The organism is Defluviimonas salinarum (assembly GCF_026013545.1).
Lineage (GTDB): Bacteria > Pseudomonadota > Alphaproteobacteria > Rhodobacterales > Rhodobacteraceae > Albidovulum > Albidovulum salinarum.
Genome location: NZ_JAPDOG010000014.1, coordinates 1 through 16,322 on the forward strand (window position 1 = coordinate 1; position 16,322 = coordinate 16,322).

Annotated in this window: 18 protein-coding genes; 7 read left to right on the forward strand and 11 right to left on the reverse strand. The window is 67.5% G+C overall.

Going from position 1 to position 16,322, the window contains the following annotated elements; genetic code table 11:
• From OM960_RS15025 to OM960_RS15035, 3 genes are all read left to right on the forward strand, one after another.
• On the forward strand, positions 1–191 hold a 191-nt coding region (locus OM960_RS15025; protein ID WP_264772523.1), incomplete at its 5' end, for a hypothetical protein.
• A gap of 171 nt (positions 192–362) precedes the next feature.
• Positions 363–650 carry a hypothetical protein gene (locus tag OM960_RS15030; protein ID WP_264772524.1) on the forward strand — a complete coding sequence of 96 codons (288 nt, stop codon included), beginning with the start codon at positions 363–365 and terminating at the stop codon, positions 648–650.
• Positions 651–659: 9 nt separating this feature from the next.
• Entirely contained in the window at positions 660–851 is a 192-nt protein-coding gene (locus OM960_RS15035) for a hypothetical protein (protein WP_264772525.1), read from the forward strand.
• Here the strand turns inward: OM960_RS15035 and OM960_RS15040 are convergent, their stop codons facing one another.
• The 5 genes from OM960_RS15040 to dut all read right to left on the reverse strand — a co-directional run bounded on the left by OM960_RS15040 (position 852) and on the right by dut (position 4,171).
• Positions 852–1,313 carry a hypothetical protein gene (locus tag OM960_RS15040; protein ID WP_264772526.1) on the reverse strand — a complete coding sequence of 154 codons (462 nt, stop codon included), beginning with the start codon at positions 1,311–1,313 and terminating at the stop codon, positions 852–854.
• Positions 1,314–1,424: 111 nt separating this feature from the next.
• Positions 1,425–3,008, reverse strand: coding sequence for a hypothetical protein (locus tag OM960_RS15045; protein ID WP_264772527.1), 1,584 nt, complete (start codon positions 3,006–3,008; stop codon positions 1,425–1,427).
• A gap of 76 nt (positions 3,009–3,084) precedes the next feature.
• Positions 3,085–3,453: a hypothetical protein gene (locus OM960_RS15050; protein WP_264772528.1), complete on the reverse strand. Its 369-nt coding sequence runs from the start codon at positions 3,451–3,453 to the stop codon at positions 3,085–3,087.
• A gap of 14 nt (positions 3,454–3,467) precedes the next feature.
• Positions 3,468–3,710, reverse strand: a complete 243-nt coding sequence (locus OM960_RS15055; RefSeq protein WP_264772529.1) for a hypothetical protein — start codon at positions 3,708–3,710, stop codon at positions 3,468–3,470.
• Positions 3,711–3,718: 8 nt separating this feature from the next.
• Entirely contained in the window at positions 3,719–4,171 is a 453-nt protein-coding gene (dut, locus tag OM960_RS15060; protein WP_264772530.1) for a dUTP diphosphatase, read from the reverse strand.
• A gap of 327 nt (positions 4,172–4,498) precedes the next feature.
• Between dut and OM960_RS15065 the strand changes: the two genes are divergently transcribed.
• Entirely contained in the window at positions 4,499–4,852 is a 354-nt protein-coding gene (locus tag OM960_RS15065) for a hypothetical protein (RefSeq protein WP_264772531.1), read from the forward strand.
• Between the two features lie 89 nt (positions 4,853–4,941).
• Entirely contained in the window at positions 4,942–5,556 is a 615-nt protein-coding gene (locus tag OM960_RS15070) for an autoinducer binding domain-containing protein (RefSeq protein WP_264772532.1), read from the forward strand.
• A gap of 25 nt (positions 5,557–5,581) precedes the next feature.
• Here OM960_RS15070 and OM960_RS15075 read toward each other — a convergent pair whose 3' ends face one another.
• Both OM960_RS15075 and OM960_RS15080 read right to left on the reverse strand, forming a co-directional pair.
• Positions 5,582–9,316 carry an AAA family ATPase gene (locus OM960_RS15075; protein WP_264772533.1) on the reverse strand — a complete coding sequence of 1,245 codons (3,735 nt, stop codon included), beginning with the start codon at positions 9,314–9,316 and terminating at the stop codon, positions 5,582–5,584.
• A 5-nt stretch (positions 9,317–9,321) separates the two neighbouring features.
• A complete protein-coding gene (locus OM960_RS15080; RefSeq protein ID WP_264772534.1) occupies positions 9,322–10,545 on the reverse strand; it encodes an exonuclease SbcCD subunit D in 1,224 nt (407 codons plus the stop codon).
• A 224-nt stretch (positions 10,546–10,769) separates the two neighbouring features.
• Between OM960_RS15080 and OM960_RS15085 the strand changes: the two genes are divergently transcribed.
• Positions 10,770–13,961 carry a hypothetical protein gene (locus OM960_RS15085; protein WP_264772535.1) on the forward strand — a complete coding sequence of 1,064 codons (3,192 nt, stop codon included), beginning with the start codon at positions 10,770–10,772 and terminating at the stop codon, positions 13,959–13,961.
• A gap of 204 nt (positions 13,962–14,165) precedes the next feature.
• Entirely contained in the window at positions 14,166–14,846 is a 681-nt protein-coding gene (locus OM960_RS15090; RefSeq protein ID WP_264772536.1) for an 8-oxoguanine DNA glycosylase OGG fold protein, read from the forward strand.
• A 27-nt stretch (positions 14,847–14,873) separates the two neighbouring features.
• Here the strand turns inward: OM960_RS15090 and OM960_RS15095 are convergent, their stop codons facing one another.
• The 4 genes from OM960_RS15095 to OM960_RS15110 all read right to left on the reverse strand — a co-directional run bounded on the left by OM960_RS15095 (position 14,874) and on the right by OM960_RS15110 (position 16,246).
• Positions 14,874–15,080, reverse strand: a complete 207-nt coding sequence (locus OM960_RS15095) for a hypothetical protein (protein ID WP_264772537.1) — start codon at positions 15,078–15,080, stop codon at positions 14,874–14,876.
• 2 nt (positions 15,081–15,082) lie between these two features.
• Positions 15,083–15,295 carry a hypothetical protein gene (locus OM960_RS15100; protein WP_264772538.1) on the reverse strand — a complete coding sequence of 71 codons (213 nt, stop codon included), beginning with the start codon at positions 15,293–15,295 and terminating at the stop codon, positions 15,083–15,085.
• Positions 15,292–15,600, reverse strand: a complete 309-nt coding sequence (locus tag OM960_RS15105; RefSeq protein ID WP_264772539.1) for a hypothetical protein — start codon at positions 15,598–15,600, stop codon at positions 15,292–15,294. Before OM960_RS15105 ends, OM960_RS15100 begins: the two co-directional genes overlap by 4 nt.
• A gap of 79 nt (positions 15,601–15,679) precedes the next feature.
• On the reverse strand, positions 15,680–16,246 hold the full coding sequence (locus OM960_RS15110) for a lysozyme family protein (RefSeq protein WP_264772540.1): 567 nt from the start codon (positions 16,244–16,246) through the stop codon (positions 15,680–15,682).
• Between the last annotated feature and the right edge of the window lie 76 nt (positions 16,247–16,322).

Genomic DNA, 16,322 nt, shown 5'->3' on the forward strand with positions numbered 1-16,322 from the left:
CGAAGGTCATCCTGAAGCGGGCGCTCGAGGGCGCCGCGGCGGCAGGACGGCGGGGGAACACCCCGTTGCTGGACGTGGAGGATTGGGCTCAAGCCCCCTGCGAAGCGTCAACTCGAATCGCTCCGGAGCGGCTCGATGCCGCCGCGGAGCGACCGGAAATCCCCGTCTCTTCAGGGCGGGGAAGATGTTAAGGAAAGGCTCGGCGCGGAGACACCGCTCTTCCGCGGCGACTGGCTCGTCGGGTTCTTCTTTCCGGGTGACGCCGCGCCGGAGAGTTTCAAGCTCTCCGACGATAAGGTAAACGGGCGCCCGCGATCATTCCCAACCGCCGAACAAAGGCCGGGAAGGCGATCCACGTCGAGATGCAAACCCTCAGGATGATCGGCTGGGAACAGTTCGCCGAGATGTTCGGCGGGCGGCATGTCGTGGAGAACGAGACCGGCCCCACTGGTGGCCGCTACGTTCGCGGCCCGCTTTACACCGAGGTCGGGAGCGAGACCCTCTTCGGGTTTCCGAAGGGCGTGGCGCGCGACAGATGCACGATCGATCTGGCGGCGCTCGAGGCGGTCCCCCTGTCGCAGATCATCGCGGCTATCGAAGCCATCGAGGCCGAGGACGCAGATCCGGCCCCGGAACCGGCCGGAAACTGAAAGCGGCCGATGCGAGCCTCCCGCGAATACCGAAAATGGATCAACCACCTGCGGCGGCGGTTCGGCAAGGCGTCCGGGGTCATCCCGGGCGCCCTGCTCGACTGCCCGGCGATGGAGCGCAAGCGGTCCGGCGCCAAGGCCGCCGCGCGCTCCGGCAGGACCGGCCGTCCGGCCGCCAGGACGGCGGATGCCGAGGACTGATCAGGCCAGCGCCGGCTCGTCGTCGACGGAAGCCTCGAAGCGGATCTTCACATCGTCGAGCTGATACATGTAGGCGAGGGTCGGTACGCGCGGCGTGATCTCGGTCACCGTGACGCCCGCCTCGTCGATCTCGAACCTCGCCGATCCGAGGGCGTCGGCGCCGGCCGGCAGGTGCTGCGAGCCATTCATTGCGCCGAAAAGGCGCGCGCAGTCGAGCATCTGCGCCTCGTCCAGGTCGCGGTCGGAGGTGACCGTCAGCTTGTCGCCATAGCCAAAACCGCCATTGGCGTTATCGCCGTGCCTCAGAACCTTGAACGCGACCGTGCTGGCGGCATCGAGGATCCGCCGCGCCACGATGCGCGGATTCTCCTCATCGACAAAGGGATCCTTCGGCCCGGCGCCGAGGAGATCCTGGATCACCCTAAACACGCCGCCCTGGCTGCGACCGGAAACAAAGGTCATTTTCTGCACGATAGATCCTTTCTGGTGGCATGGATTGTCTTTCATCCATTTATCCGGTTGGCGCGAAAAAAAACCATCAGACCCTAAGGCGCCGGCGGCAGAATAGAACGCTTATTTGATGGTCGCGCGGAAAACGATCTGCGCGGACCCGCCTGCCTGGAGCGCATTGACGATGCCGGTGATCCTGTCGCCGGCCACCGAGACGCTGTCGAACCCGGCCGAGCTCAGAACCGCCACGAAATCGATATCCGCGGGCAGCATGTCGACGACGGTGAAGCCCACCGCATCGACCGCGCCGTTGTTCGCGCTGGAGACCGTGATCCGGTACTCGATGCATGTTCCCGGAAGCGCCGCGTGGGTGCCGGGCAGCGCCGCGCCGGAAGCGCAATCGAACGGAAAGTGATGGTCACTGACCGCGACACCGGTCTTGCTGCTCGTGATCACCGGCATGACCGGATCGTAGATATCTGCAACCGTCACGCTCAGGGTCTGGTTCACCACGAGGCCACCGGCATCGGTGGCCCGTACCGTGACCACGTAGACCCGGTCGAGGTTGCTGTCGGTGGGGTTCTCGTAATCCGGCGCGGCGATGAACGTGAGCACGCCCGTCGCCGGGTTGATCGTGAACTTGCCGGCGTCGGTGCCGCCGCTGATCGACCAGGTCACCGGCTTGTTGGCGGTATAGGTCGTCACCGCGGTCTGGTTCTCGTTGACCGTGATCGCCGCGGCCGTCGCCCCGGCGACCCCGCCCGGCCCGGTGATCACCGGCTCGAGGACATCTGCAACCGTCACGCTCAGGGTCTGGTATGAATAGAAGCCGCCCGGCTCTGTCGCCCTGATGGTCACCACATAGACCTGGTCGAGGTTGCTGTCGGTGGGGTTCTCGTAATCCGGTGCGGCAATGAACGTGAGCACGCCCGTCGCCGGGTTGATCGTGAACTTGCCGGCGTCGGTGCCGCCGGTGATCGACCAGGTCACCGGCTTGTTGGCCGTATAGGTCGTGACCGCGGTCTGGTTCTCGTTGACCGTGATCGCCGCGGCCGTCGCCCCGGCGACCCCGCCCGGCCCGGTGAGGACCGGCGCGGTCGACTGGAACTGCGCGAGATAGGAGTTGAGGCCGCTGACCAGCCCGGAGGCCGAGGCGTTGCCGGAGACGTTGGACCCGTCCGTGTAGAAAAGCGTGGAACCGATGACCTGGGCGCCGAAGTTGCTCGACGGACCAATCTGGTAGGTCCCGCCCGGATAGGTGATGGTGACGACCGGGTTGGTCGAGGTGGGAATGTAGCCGAAATACTGGATGGTGCCCTTGTCGGTGATCCGCCAGTTGAGCGCGCCGGGGATATTCAGGGAGGTGCCGTCCGGCCGGTAGAGGCGAAGGATGCCCGACAGGTCGTTGCCCTGTACGCCACCGAACTGACCGGTGGTCGACTGCTGCTCGAATGTCGCCCGGGCAAAGCCGAGGGTCGAGAAGAGCACGATATTGTCGGCCTTGCTGGTGTTCTGGCCGACAGCCCCAACGAAGCCGTCCATGAACGGCACCGAGACGGTCTGCGCCACCGCGGGGAAGGCCAGGATGAGCGCCAGGGAGACCTGGATGGCAAGGAGGGCGCGCCGCAACCACGATGCCGATGCCGCGACGGGTCCGCGGGCTTCACCGGCACGCGGGCGGGGGGCTTCGGGTTCCTGCATGTTCATCACGAGTTTTTTCTGAAGGCCGGGGTTGAGACAAGGGTGCCGGGAGTATGCGAAAAACATACCTGATGATTGCCCGTCAGTCCAGCCTCGGCAGCGCCGCCGGCGCCGGCCCCGCGGCAGGACAGGCGATCCGCCGCGCGATTGTCGCCGGACGCTCGAGGCCCTGCGCGGCATAGGCGCGATGGAAGGCCGGCCGGGTCGCCTCGCGCTCGCCATCGACGTCGATCAGCCGGCGCATCGCGAGACAGCCCTGGACGAAGCCGAGCCAGCGCGAGAGCTTGTCGAGAGGGAGTGCCAAGGCCTCCACCTCGCCCTGCCGGCAAAGCCAGGCAAGGTTGTCGAGCGAGAGGCGCGGATCGGCCGCGAATGGATCCCCTGTCCGATCCGTCGCCGCGATCACGCCGCCATAGCGGCGGAAGAGGTCGCGCGTGACCTCGCGCAGCATCGGCGCATCCGGAATCAAGGGAGACCCGGCTGCGCCGCCGCCTCATCCACCTCCGCTCGCGCCGTGACCCGGTCGAGATACCTGTTCCAGGCGTCGCGGGACGAGGCGGCGGCGCAGGAAACATCTTCCTCTCCGACGAAGATCCGGTAGTGCCGGACACCACCGTTACTCGACAGCCGGCACGAGGCGTTCGGAACAAGAGCGAGCACCTGATCCTTCGCTTCCATGTATCCTTCGCCGGGACCTTTCTGGAACATGGCGCGTCCTACGCGACCCCGGTCGAGCCGAAGCCGCCGGTGCCGCGCATTGTCTCGTCGAGGCTCTCTGCCACCTCGAACACGCCCTGAACGGCGGGTGCAACGATCATCTGCGCGATCCGGTCTCCGGTGCGGATCTCGAAAGGCTCGGAGCCGAGGTTGACGAGGATGACCCCGAGGGGACCCCGGTAGTCGCTGTCGATCGTTCCCGGTCCGTTGAGCACCGTGACGCCATGCTTCAGCGCGAGGCCGGAGCGCGGACGGATCTGCACCTCCCAGCCTTCCGGGATCGCGAGACGCAGGCCGGTCGCCACGAGGCAGCGCGCTCCCGGCACGATCACCTGCGAAACATACCCGTCCGGCATCACCGCCCGGATATCTGCGCCCGCAGCACCCGGCGTCTCGTAGGCCGGGATTTGCGCGGCGGGATGGTCCTTCACGAAAAGGATCTTCGGTTTCATTGAGGTCTAACTCCTACGTGGGCTTCCCGCACACATCCGCAGCGCCTGCGGCCAGTCCTGGCGCCTTTCGCGGACCCTTCTATCATGGATAATTCAGTCATGTAATATGTTTTTCGCATTGTTGATTTACCGTCGCCCTCCGGAGGCGCGCGGCCCGCCAGGCTCCACCGGGAACCTCCTCCGTGTCGCGTCAGGCATCAAGGAAGCGGCTCGGGCCATCTGAAGTCTATGGTCGCCCGGGTATATTGACCGGTGGCGAAAAACCTCTCGCAAGCTTTCGTAGCGTCATGTAGGAAGCGTCACGAATCAAAAGGTTCCCTTCCGCACATGACACGCGACGAACTCATCTCGGCCCTCTCAGGCCGCCCGGCCATTCTGTGCGCCACCCATCCCAAGCATGGCCGTCTGGACGCCTGGCCGGTGCTGTCTCTCGATGGCCATACACTCTATGTCGCGCCGCTCGGCGCCTTCGCGACTGACGCGTTCTGGATCTATCGTGGCAGGGACGACTTCGTCGGCCGCGGCCGCTCTGGAAGCTGGGACGATCTCGGCCGGGAGATCGCCTGGGCGGTCGAGGGTGGGGCGAAACTCTGGCCGGACGTGACACCCACGCCAGCGGAAACCATCATGCGCCCTGCAGCGGGACCGGACGTCGAGACGCGGCCCGCAATCCTTCACTGATAACCGCGAGCCGGATCCGCTCTTACCGACAAATCGCTTCCGGGGGTGGCAGATCACTCCTGAGGACCGAACGGACAACCAGGAATTCCATGAAATCATCCTCGAAAATCGAAAGCGGATTCGAGCGCCTGGCCGAACTTGCGCCCGCCGGCTACGGCGCTGGCTTTCACATCAGCTATGCCTCTCCGCTCCTGACCCGGTGGTCCTACCCGAAGAGATGGGTCGACCTCTATACTGAACGGGTCTATGCGCTGCGCGATCCGACAACCCTGTGGGGAGTTGCCACTCAGGGTGCCACGCGCTGGAGCGAGATTCGCCTGCCTGATCCGTTCGGCATCATGAGAGAGGCCGCAAGCTACGGGCTGAACTTCGGCGCCACGATCTCCTGCGGCCCGGTCAGGTCGCGGAGCATCGTCAGCGTCGCGCGAAGCGACCGCGAACTGACCTGCGAGGAGATCCGGAACGCCGAGGTGATCGTCCAGGAGCTGCATCTCGAATGCGTCCCGCCCGAGGCGCTGACGCCGCCGCAGAAGGATGTTCTTCATCTCCTGGCGCTGGGTATCTCGCCGCAAGAGGGCGCAAGCCGCCTGCGGATCTCGGAAAGGAGCTTCAATTCCCGCCTCTCCGGCGTGAAGTCGGCCCTCCTCGCGAGAACAGCCCCGGAAGCCGTCCAGCGCGCCGCGGATTACGGGCTCATCGACTGAGCGATCCGCAGGCCTGGCGGCCACATCAGGCCGCCAGCCGCACCGACACCCCGCTGCTTCCCCCGCCCTGCCGCTGGACCCGCACCTGGACCGGGATCCGGTCCTTCATCGCCTCGACATGGCTGATCACGCCGATCGTCCGGCCCTGGCTTTGCAGGGTTTCGAGCGCGTCGATCGCGATGTCGAGGCTCTCAGCATCGAGAGAGCCGAATCCCTCGTCGATGAAAAGCGTCGCCGCGAGGCCGCCGTGGCTGCCCATGCGCGACAGCGCGAGCGCCAGCGCGAGCGAAACGAGGAATCGCTCACCACCCGAAAGGCTCCGCGTCGAACGGATCTCGTCACCCATGTCCCGGTCGATCACATGCAGCGCCAGGTCCTCGCCGCCCTGGACCAACCGGTAGCGCGGCTTCAGATCGGCGAGGTGCTGATTGGCACGTTCGACGAGCATCGCCAAAGTCACGCCCTGGGCGATCTGGGCGAACTTGCCGCCGCTCCGCGACCCGACCGCCTCGTTTACCGCCGCCCAGGTGTCGCATTCGCCCCGGGCCGTGAGGATCTCCGCCTCGAGCCCGGCCAGCCGCGCGCGAGTCGCGTCGTCGCCGGCAACCTGACCGGCGATGGCGCCGATCCGCTCGCGGCGCGCCGATTGCGCGGTCTCGGCGGTGGCGGCCTCGGCCTCGAGCGTGGCGGCATCCTTTTCCGGCACCCCCGCTTCCCGCGCCGCCACGAGATCCTCCGCCCTCTGGGCAAGAGCCGCGGCCGCGGTGGTCACCGCATCGTCGAGCGCCTTGAGCCCGGCCCGAAGGCGCGCGGCCTCCCCGGATCCCCTGGCGAGAAGCCCGGCAAGCTCGTCCGCATCGAGACCGGCCTCCGAGAGCTTGCCGTGGAGCACCCTTTCCGCCTCATCCCTGGCCAAGGCGGCCTTTTCCTGCTGCTCCCTGGCGGAGGTGACGCGTTCGACCGCGGCAGACGCCCGGCTTTTCGCCTCGGAAAGCGCGCCAGCGCTATCGTCCTTGGCCGTCTGGGCGGCAAGCCGCGTCTCGTTCCAGCGGCTGCGGTGCGCATCGGTCGCCTCGCCGCCGAGCAGGCCCGCGCGTTCGAGCTTCAGGGCTTCGAGCGCGTCCTGCCGCGTCTTGTTCGCGCGCGCCATCTCCTCAACCGCGTCCGCCTGCCCCGACAGGGTCGCCTTCAGGACGCCGATCCGCGGCTTGAGGTCGGCGATCTTCCCATCCAGGTCCTTCAGGTCGGCGCTGAGCCGCCGCCACCGGTCGACAATGGCCTGCAGCTTCGCTCCGAGCGCCACGGCATCGGCATCGAGATCGGACGGGGCATGCCCGCCGGCGCCGAGCGCCGGCGCGATCTCGAGGTCGATCGCCGCGATGCGCCGGACAGCATTTTCCGCCTCTTGCGCCGCGAGCGCGGCCGATCGCTCGAGCCCGGCGATCGCGCCAGCCTCTCCCTCCCTTTGCCTGGCCCTCTCCTCGATAGTCCTGGACAGCCCCCCGGCCCCGGACCGCCTGGCCTCGATCGACCGGCGGAGCCCCGCGGCCTCGCCGATCAGCGCCTGGATCTCTCCGCGCCGGATCTCGAGCCGCGCGAGCAGCGAACCGAGCGCCTCCCGGGCCCCTTCCGGGCCCGCCGGGAGGAGGTCTGCGAGCCTCGTCTTCGCGATCCCGCCTGCAGCTTCCGACCAGGCCACCCTTGCCGCGTCCTGGCGCAGGCGCGCCGCCTCGATCGTCTCTTTCGCACGGACTACCCCGGCCCGGGCCGCCGCCGCCGCTCCCCTGGCCTCCGTCTGTGCCTGGCGGGCGGTCTCGAGGGCGCGGCGCTCGAGGTCGAGGCGGGCGCGCAGGTCGCGCGCCATCCCCGCAAGCGCGTCGTCGGAGTGGACCGGGTGGTCGAGCGATCCGCAGACCGGGCAGGGCTCGCCATCGGCGAGCTGGCGGCGAAGCCTCTGCGCCGCCTCGGACACCGCGGCCTCGGCCCGGTCGACCGGCTCGGCGAGCGCGGTCACGGCCGCCGTCGCACGGTCGATCTCCCGGCTGGCCGTCTCCTCGACCCCGGTGGCCGCCTCGAACTCGCCGGCGGCCTTGCCGCGCGCGGCCTCGGCCCTGCCGAGATCGCCGGTGGCGCTTTCGAGTTCGTCCGCGGCGCGCGACATCTCCTTCACGCCAGCCACCGCCTCGACCAGGCGGGACATGCGGTCCTGGGGATCGTCACGCTCGATGTCCACGAGCCTCGCCCCCTCCTTTCCGGCCTCCTCCTCAAGCCCGGCGATGGTGGCGCGGTCCTTCGCGTCGAGCGCGTCAAGCCCTTCGATGCCGGCCTTCTTCACGCCTGCCTCGGCGAGATCGGACGCGGCCTTGCCGCGCGCCGCCTTCTCCGCCGCCCTGAGGTCAACGCGCTCGCCGATGCGGGTGCGGACGGTTTCCCAGGACGCGGCCAGATCACCCGCGCCTGGCGCCTCCTCAAGCTTCTCCAGGACGCTCCTCCGCGCCGCCTCGGCCTGGTTGAGATCGGCGTCGAGACCGGTGAGCGCCAGCTCGGTCGCTTTCCGGCGTTTCTCGGCGGCCTCGAGGGATTGCGCCGCCGTCAGCGCCTCCGCCCCGGCATCCCGGATCCGTCCGTCGAGCGCGGTGGCTTTCGACCAGACCGGTCCGAACGCCTTGAAGGCCTCCTCGGCCTCCCGGTGCGCGGTCATGGCAGCGTTCCAGGCCTTCTCCGTATCGGTCACGCAACTCGCGGCCTTGACCTCGGCATCAGCCGCCCGGGTGACGGCCGCATCGGCCTCCTTGAGCGCGCGGACCGCGGCCTGCACCCGCTCATGGTCGGACCCGAGCGGCAGGGCGGTCTCGAGGCGGGCGAGAAGCCGGCGGTCCGGCTCGGCCGCCCCTTGCGCGTCCCGCGCCTTTCGGTCCGCTTCCGCGGCGCCGGCCTTGCGGCGCTCAGCCTCCGCGATTTCCCGGTGGCGCTGAAGATCGGCGCCGAGCGCCCTGAGCAGGGAGGCGGCCTCGGCGGCTTGGCGCTCGAGGTCGGCGCTTTCACGGCCGAGTTCGGCGCGCTCGGCATCCGACATGATCCGGTGCTCGCCGCGGCGGGCTTCGAGCGTGGCGAGAACGGCCCTGGCCGCCTCGTGGCGCTCGAAGATCCGCTTCGAGATCTCTCGGTAGATCCCGGTGCCGGTCACCTTCTCGAGGAGCGCGGCGCGGTCGGCGGTATTGGCACGCAGGAAGGCGTCGAAATCGCCCTGCGCGAGCAGCACGGTGCGGCGGAACTCGTCATAGGTGAGACCGGTCAGGCCGGCGATCCGGGCGTTCACCGTGTTGATCTGGGTCTCGAGAACCTGGCCGTCCTCGATCCGCATCAGGGACCGGTCGACATTCTGCAACCTGCCGTCCGCCCTGCCCCGTGCGCGCCGCGCGCCCCAGCTTGCCCGGTAGGAGATCCCGTCGGGGGCCAGGAAGTCGACCTCGGCGGAGCCCGCCGTCGCGCCGCGGCGCAGGATGGCGCGGGCGTCGCGCGACTTGATCGCCTCCCCGCCGGAATCGGGAACGTCGTCATTGACGCCGCCGATCGAGAGCCGCGGACAGTCACCGTAGAGCGCCAGACACATCGCGTCGAGGATCGTCGACTTTCCCGATCCGGTCTCGCCGGTGATCGCAAAGAGCCCTGCCGAGCGCAGCGGCTCGCAGGTGAGGTCGATCTCGAAGCTGTCGGCGAGGCTCGCGAGGTTCTGGCCGCGGATGGCGAGGATCTGCATGTATGTCAGGCTCCGTTGATCGTGTCGCGGAAGGCGGAAAGGTGGCGGGCCTCGGGATCGCTGCCGTTTACCTTGCGGAAGGCGGCGACGAAGAGGTCCTCGGGGTTCGTCTCGTCGAGCGTCAGAAGCGACTGCGCGGCCGCGCCCTCCTCGAGCGCCCGCTGGATCCGGATGCCGCCCTGGCGCACCGGGTATTCGGCGAGGAGCCGCTCGGCCTCTGACAGGAGCACGCTCGCCGGGCCCTCCGCCTGCAGCGTGGCGTAGACGAAGGGCTGGAGATCCTTCGGCAGGCCGGGATCGAGATCGAGACCGGCCAGCGCCTCCTCGAAGGCCCCGAGCCCGATGGCGCCGCTCGCGGGCAGGCGATGGAACGCGGCCGGGCGCGGGATCGCCACGTGGCGCGCCGCGATCCCGTCCGCGTCGAGATCGAGGATCGTCACGCCGTGATCGTAGCCGATCTCGGACGAAGAGAGCGGAAAGCAGGAGCCGGAATAGCGGATGCGCCCGCCGTCGAGAGACTGGGGGCCGTGCAGGTGGCCAAGTGCGACATAAGCGAAGCTGGCGGGAAAGACATCAGCCGGAAGCGCATGCTCGCCGCCGATGAGGATACGGCGTTCCGCCCCCTCGCTCTCGGTCCCGCCGGCGCAATGGAGATGGCCGGTCGCGATGACCGGCAGGCCGTCCGCGACGGCGTCAGCGGCCGCCGCGATCCCGGCATGAAAGGCGCGTGCCGCGGCGACGACCGGCGAGACGCCGGTCTCCTCACCGGCGAAGGACAGGCCCGGAAGGTCGGCCGCCCTGAGAAACGGGATCGCGAGGACATGGGCGCGGACATCGCCTTTGGCATCGCGGATGGGAACCAGGTGATGACCGATGTCGATCTCGCCATCGATGCGCCGGACGGTGCCAACGACATGGACGTCGAGGCTCCGGAGAATGGCGCTCGGCGCCTCGAGCCGGCCAGCGGGGTCATGATTGCCGGCGGTGATGACCGTGACGAGCGAGGGCCGGCGCTCGCGAAACGCGCGCAGGGCCTCGTAGAGAAGCCTTTGCGCCTCGCCCGAGGGGTTGATCCCGTCGAAGATGTCGCCGGCGACGATGAGGACGTCGATCTCCTCCTCGCCGATCAGCTCCGCGAGACGGCCAAGCCAGGCCCGGTGCTCGGCGTCGCGCGGCCAGCCGTTCAGCGAATGGCCGAGATGCCAGTCGGCCGTGTGCAGGATGCGCATGATATCCCCCGTTCAACCTGCAGGGCTGAAAGTCCGCCCGCGAAAAACAATCGGCTTCCCGATATCGTTAGCGGCATCCGGCCCACTCGGCCAGAGCTCTCGTCGCGGTTCGGGCCGCAGCGGGGTTTGATGTTGAGATTGTCCCGCCAATTTGCGAAAATCCTATTGCATGATGGGGTATCCTGTCTAGTATATGGAAATCTTTTTTCGCATAGGTCCCCACGATGAGCAACGACAGGAACCTGGTGGTCTCCAGCGGCCAACGAATGAACCGCATCGAGCGTCCCGAGGAGATCATCGACCCCGGCACCTGGTGGCGGGTTGCCGAGCCCGCAAAGCCCGCGTCAGATGCCGGCGAGGCGCTCCTGGGGGCCTGGAGTAGTGCGAAAACCGTTACTGAATCGATCCGCTCCAAGCAATGGGCGGAAGGCCAGTCCGAGCCGGATCACGGGCTCGTCCTGCTCCTGAAGGAGGTCCGCGAGGTCGATGGCGAAATCCATACGCTGGTTTTCGAGGGTCATCCCGGCTGGCGGCATGCGGGCAACATCCGGATGCTGCGGCAGGACTTCGCGCTCTGCATGATCCATGAGCCCGATGGGGCGGAGATGCGGAAATCCGAGGAGGACCGCCTCATGGGCCGGATCGAGCTTCTCACCCATGACATGGCCCGACCGCCCGCAGAGGCGGAGGTGCAGGCCATCGTCGCGCGCAAGGAGGCCGAGGAGGAAGAGAAGGCCGCCCGCGAGCGCCAGCGCATGATCGGCAAGACCGGCCCCGACCCTGATGACGCGAAGCCGGAGATGGGAACCGCGGCCGGAATCGACGCGGACCGCGCCTCCCTTGTGCCGGCAGCCCTCCTGCCCTCGCGCGACCTGCAGATGGCCGAGCGTGTGGTAAAGACCCAGATGCGGATCGCGGAGGCGCATTCCGAGCTGATGCAGGCCAAGGTCGAGAAGGTGAGGCGCGGCATGGATGTCGTGACCCGTTTCCAGGAGGAGAAGGTCGCCACCGCGCTCGCGGGGATCTCGAAGCAGCGCAAGTTCGCCGAGACGATGCTCGGCAGCGTCCATACGATGAAGCTCTGGCTGGGAGAGGGTGTCGGCATCTCGAAGATGACCGATGGCGCCGGCGCGGCCAGGGACGAGAAGATCCGCTTCATGCAGCAGCTCCTCTATCTCGACGAGGAGATCTTCGTCGAGGATATGCTCGGCCGGGGCTTCGATGCCGGTGATCTCGCCGACCTGCCCCGCCTGCTGACCGCCAACCCGGAAATGGTGAGCCGCATGCTGCCCTACGAGCGCTGCGTGGCGATCACCAGGGTGCGGCGCAAGGAGCGGCAATTCGAGATGCCGACCAACATGGCCGGTGTCTTAGAGATCTTTGCGAAAAGCAAGGCCGACAAGCTCATCCAGATCTTCGTGCGCGACGGCGAGCGGGTGACGATGATCACCGCGGACGACGAGACCTCCGGTGCCCGGCGCCTCTTCCCCTCGACAGCCGAGATCGACGGGATCTTCACCTCGAACGACTGGAACGATCGCGGCCGCACGATCGACATGCGCGACATTCGCTACACCGACAGCCGCGAGAAGCATGACCAGCGCGCCCTCTTCTACAAGCGCTTCCTGCTGATCCTCTGGGGCGCTCATGAGCGTGAAGGCGTGTTTGGAAGCCTGCCGGATGGCATGAACTGGCTGACCGAGGAGACCCACCGGGCCCGGTTCGACTTCATCCATGACGAGGAATACGGGATCGGCGACGGTTCCCTGCCTGTCCGCGACTGGATCGCCGGCCACAACGCCCGGATCCGCGCGGGGAGCCGTGTCGTTGCGACCTGGAGCGAGCTGATCAGCGAGGAGACGGCTCCGGGCGCCTATTCGAACCACGTCCTTCATCAGAGGGAGCGGAACCGGGCGCCGCTCGCGAATGTCGAGATCGTGACGGTCCAGCGCAAGGGCGACGAGCTCACCTCGGTCTGCCAGACAGAGGCGCGTTACAACTGGGAGCACGAGGGCAAGACCTTCAACGTCAACGTCCGCCTCTGCGACCGGGTCGGAGATCCGCGCGCCCTGCAGGGCGACGGCCTCATCTGCATCGACCACATGACGAGCCGCGAGATGGAGGCCTATGCCAACGGCCGCCGCCACCGGGAGAGCTACGCATCCTGGCTTGGCCAGATCAAGCTCGCCATTCCCGAGGTCCGCGCCAGGGAGCGCCTCGAGGAGGCCCTCGTCAACCGCATCCGGTCACGGATCACCGGGCTCGACGCCGCGACCCTGGCGTGCCTTCCCGCCGTCGCCCACGAGGCCATCCTGGCCGCGGGGTGGGAGATGCCGGATGCGGCACGGGACGCGAAGCTCGTGATGCAGGCGCAGATCCTGGCACGGCTGGACGGGACCGAGACCGGCGAAGATATCCAGGTCCGGCTGAGGGCGAATGGCGAGATCCTGCGCCTGCGTCCCGCGCCGGTCCTCTTCGGCGGGCGCGTCATCGAGCCGTTCTGGATCCAGGAGGGCTTCACGATGCGGGCGGGCGGCGGACTGGTCTCGAAGTCTAGCCGCATCATCACCGCCGCCGCCACCCCGGATGCGGGCGACATCCTGGTTGCCAGCCGCGCCGACAGCGCCATGATGGCCGGGTACTGGAAGCGTGGCGGGCACGGGCTGCCGGGCCTCGCCGACCGGGCTCTCGTCGAAGATCTGCAAAGCCCCGAAAGGATCGCCTCCAGCCTCGAGTTCCTCAGCCAGGCCGAACGGCCGACAGAGGCGGTGGTCGCGGCCTGGCTGAGGAGCGTCATCCACCATAACCGGTACACCAGAAGCGTCGAGATTCCGCTCCTGCGCACGGTGATCGGCGTCGCCGTCATCCCGAACGACGACCGTCTCGGCACCGACAGCCTGCAGGTCGTATGCGCGACCGTGGACCCGGTCTACCATGCCTGGCTGACAGGCCATCACGCCGCCGTCGATGACTTCCTGAACAAGCTCTACAAGCACCCCGCAACGGCGCGCGGGCGTCTCGAGGAGCGGCGCACCGCCGGCCACAGGTCGGCGACGGTCTGGTTCTCGCTGGACAGCGGGAGCGGCGGCCTCAAGATGCTCCATGACGCCGCCCTGAAGGGGCATATGTCCGAACAGCGGTGGATCCGCTTCGACGATGTCGAGGTGACGTTGCGCGGCGATAGCGTGCGGGTGATCCCCTCGCCCGGGCCTGGCCTCGCGGCGGGTATCTCGCAGGCTCTGCTCCAGAGCCTGGCGTCCTACCGCTACCGGCCGACCGAGGCCGATCTCGAGCAGAGTCTCGCCCGCTACGCGACGGTCGATCTGCGGATCGATCCGCGCGTCGAGGCGGCGGCGCTGCGCCTTGTCGGGATGATGGAGGGCGCGGAACCCGGCCGGGATCTGCCGCAGCCCTGATAAGTCGCCGGCGTTCCGAGGGACGCCGGCGACTTCGATCAGGTCTTGAATATCGCGCTCTATCAGGCGCTTGCTCTACCTGGCAGAGATATGATCTGGTCAATCCCGCCGGTGCAAGCCCACCCCTTCTTCGGGGGGGGTGGGGCTCGACCTGGCGATCGCGCGCCATTTCGGGCCGCGGTTGTTTCGAGCAGGAGACCCGGAATGACAGATCGCTTCGTCCTTGCCCACTTGAAAGCCTTTCGGGCCAGGGCTGCGATTGGCGCGTGGACGGCGCAGGCACCTGAGGCCTGGGCGACCAGTGTCGGCATTCCGGCATTGTCCCCGTCCTTTTCCAGCAAAACCATGACGAGGGCCGTTCTGAAATCCGCCTCCACGGACGAAAGCGTGAGTGATCGCGACCTTCTTTGGGGGGTCTTGGCATGGGGAAAGATGCGTCGCGACGCGGCAAGAAGGCTTGCGAAGAACGAGGCGGCGTGGACCGAGGTGGTGAACCGCCTCAGGAACGGCGGATTGACGCGGGCGGAAAGCTACAGGCTCTGTTCTGACGCCGTCGCGCGCATGCCGGCGGGTGGCATCGGGCCCGCGTACTATACCAAGCTGATCTTCTTCGCCAACCCGCGCCACGATGGGTACATCATGGATCAATGGACCTCGCGTTCGGTGAACCTTCTCGTGTCCGGCGATCCGGTCGTTCGGATGAGAACGAAGACCCACGTCGATCCGCGCAACGATGATCTGGTATTCGAAACATACTGCCAGATTGTCGAAGACCTGTCCGGGAAACTGACCGGCAAGACCGCAGAGGAAACGGAGCAATGCCTGTTCTCGGAAGGTGGCAGAAATCGGCAACCGTGGCGAGACTATGTGATGTCGCACGGCTGATTTCTTCCCGCCTTGAAGGACAGGACCTCAGTCCGATCCGAGATGGCGTCTCCAGGCGGCCTCGAGCCTGTCGCGCAGCGCCGCCTCTCCGCCATGAGCCGCCACGGTTTCCGGCCTGATCCTGCTGATGTTCCGAAGATCGATCCCTGCCGCCCAGCAGGCGAGGCGATCCCGCGCGGCCGCTGCCTCGGCGCGCTCCGCCTCGAGCATCTCCTCCGAGCAATAAGCAACCACGATCAGGCGCTCCCCGGAGCGCCCGCCAGCGCCGCGGCGATCTCGGGGCGCGCCACCGTCCGCCCGCACCGTCCGTTGCAGATGGGGCAGGGCTTGAAGCGGATGGGTGAGACCGAGGCCAGCCGGTGGCCACTCCCCGAGCAGGCCCAGCAGACATGGATGACGACGGGGCGCGCGGCGCCTTGGAGCGTGACGGAAGAGCCCTTGATCCTCACGGCATGACCTCCGCCGCCGCGCCGCCAAGCTCCACGTTGCATTCCGCCAGCGCCCGGGTCAGGAGCGCCGGGGCGGCGCCGCGCTCATGGAGCATCATGGCGAGGATCGCGATGTCGAGGAAATTACCCTCGTTGCCCTTCGGCAGGTGCCCGACCAGCATGGTCGCGAGGCGCTCGGGAGGACAGAGCTCCGGCATATGCCAGCCGTCGCGGCCCTTCTCGCGCGAGCGCGCGAGCTTCTCGCGCATCGCCTCGGTGAAGCGCGCAAGCGCGGCCTCGTCGACCTCCTTCTGGTTCGCGATCATGGCGCCCTCGATTTGCGAAAAAGCATTTCTGGCAATCTCGCATGGGACGAGGCGTTCAGCAATACGTTTTTTCGCATACCTACCAGAGGAAGCGTGTGTCGAGCACCGTGGCGAAGGTCTCGACGGCGACCGCGTGATGATTGAGCCCGTCGCCGTGGTAGGCCGAGAGCCCGGCCTTCGGCCCCGACAGCATCGGAAGCGCGGCCCAGGTGCCGGCGAGGCAGTTCCCGAGCGGGACGATCCCGGCCTCCGGGTCGTAAAAGCCGCAATCCCGCATCAGGATCCGAGCGAGGTAGGTCTGGATCTCCTCGTCGAAGAGGAGATCGCGGCCGATCCCATGCTCCTCGACGAGTCGAAGGAGCGTCTCGCGGATGAACTGGTAGCGGCCGACGGCGGTCGAGCGCGTCCCCTGGTCGAGGAGACCCTGCTGGAAGTCGAGGACCTCGGAGATGGTCATCCCGGTCAGGACCTCGTCCGGAATCGCCGGAGCGTAGTCCGAGACTGTGCCGTAGCCGCGGTAGCCTTCGCGGTTGCCGATGAGGTTGAGGAAATCGACATCATTGGCGGCGAAGCGGCCATCCCCGGCGGCCACGCCGGCGGGGGAAGCGGCCAGGAATGCCGCTGCAAGGAGGACCGCGCGGATCATCCTTCCTCCGGAAAACGGTAAATCATTGCGTTGGTCTCCGGCGCTCCGTTATGCGGCATGTGGCGAGAATAGGAGG

What these genes read in the sequence shown, in the direction of transcription:
- OM960_RS15075 (WP_264772533.1), bottom strand. Translation starts at nt 9,316, where the DNA reads ATGCAGATCCTCGCCATCCGCGGCCAGAACCTCGCGAGCCTCGCCGAC.
- OM960_RS15070 (WP_264772532.1), top strand. Translation starts at nt 4,942, where the DNA reads ATGAAATCATCCTCGAAAATCGAAAGCGGATTCGAGCGCCTGGCCGAA.
- OM960_RS15110 (WP_264772540.1), bottom strand. Translation starts at nt 16,246, where the DNA reads ATGATCCGCGCGGTCCTCCTTGCAGCGGCATTCCTGGCCGCTTCCCCC.
- OM960_RS15045 (WP_264772527.1), bottom strand. Translation starts at nt 3,008, where the DNA reads ATGAACATGCAGGAACCCGAAGCCCCCCGCCCGCGTGCCGGTGAAGCC.
- OM960_RS15090 (WP_264772536.1), top strand. Translation starts at nt 14,166, where the DNA reads ATGACAGATCGCTTCGTCCTTGCCCACTTGAAAGCCTTTCGGGCCAGG.
- OM960_RS15030 (WP_264772524.1), top strand. Translation starts at nt 363, where the DNA reads ATGCAAACCCTCAGGATGATCGGCTGGGAACAGTTCGCCGAGATGTTC.
- OM960_RS15065 (WP_264772531.1), top strand. Translation starts at nt 4,499, where the DNA reads ATGACACGCGACGAACTCATCTCGGCCCTCTCAGGCCGCCCGGCCATT.
- OM960_RS15040 (WP_264772526.1), bottom strand. Translation starts at nt 1,313, where the DNA reads ATGACCTTTGTTTCCGGTCGCAGCCAGGGCGGCGTGTTTAGGGTGATC.
- OM960_RS15055 (WP_264772529.1), bottom strand. Translation starts at nt 3,710, where the DNA reads ATGTTCCAGAAAGGTCCCGGCGAAGGATACATGGAAGCGAAGGATCAG.
- OM960_RS15085 (WP_264772535.1), top strand. Translation starts at nt 10,770, where the DNA reads ATGAGCAACGACAGGAACCTGGTGGTCTCCAGCGGCCAACGAATGAAC.
- OM960_RS15105 (WP_264772539.1), bottom strand. Translation starts at nt 15,600, where the DNA reads ATGATCGCGAACCAGAAGGAGGTCGACGAGGCCGCGCTTGCGCGCTTC.
- OM960_RS15050 (WP_264772528.1), bottom strand. Translation starts at nt 3,453, where the DNA reads ATGCTGCGCGAGGTCACGCGCGACCTCTTCCGCCGCTATGGCGGCGTG.
- OM960_RS15035 (WP_264772525.1), top strand. Translation starts at nt 660, where the DNA reads ATGCGAGCCTCCCGCGAATACCGAAAATGGATCAACCACCTGCGGCGG.
- OM960_RS15080 (WP_264772534.1), bottom strand. Translation starts at nt 10,545, where the DNA reads ATGCGCATCCTGCACACGGCCGACTGGCATCTCGGCCATTCGCTGAAC.
- dut (WP_264772530.1), bottom strand. Translation starts at nt 4,171, where the DNA reads ATGAAACCGAAGATCCTTTTCGTGAAGGACCATCCCGCCGCGCAAATC.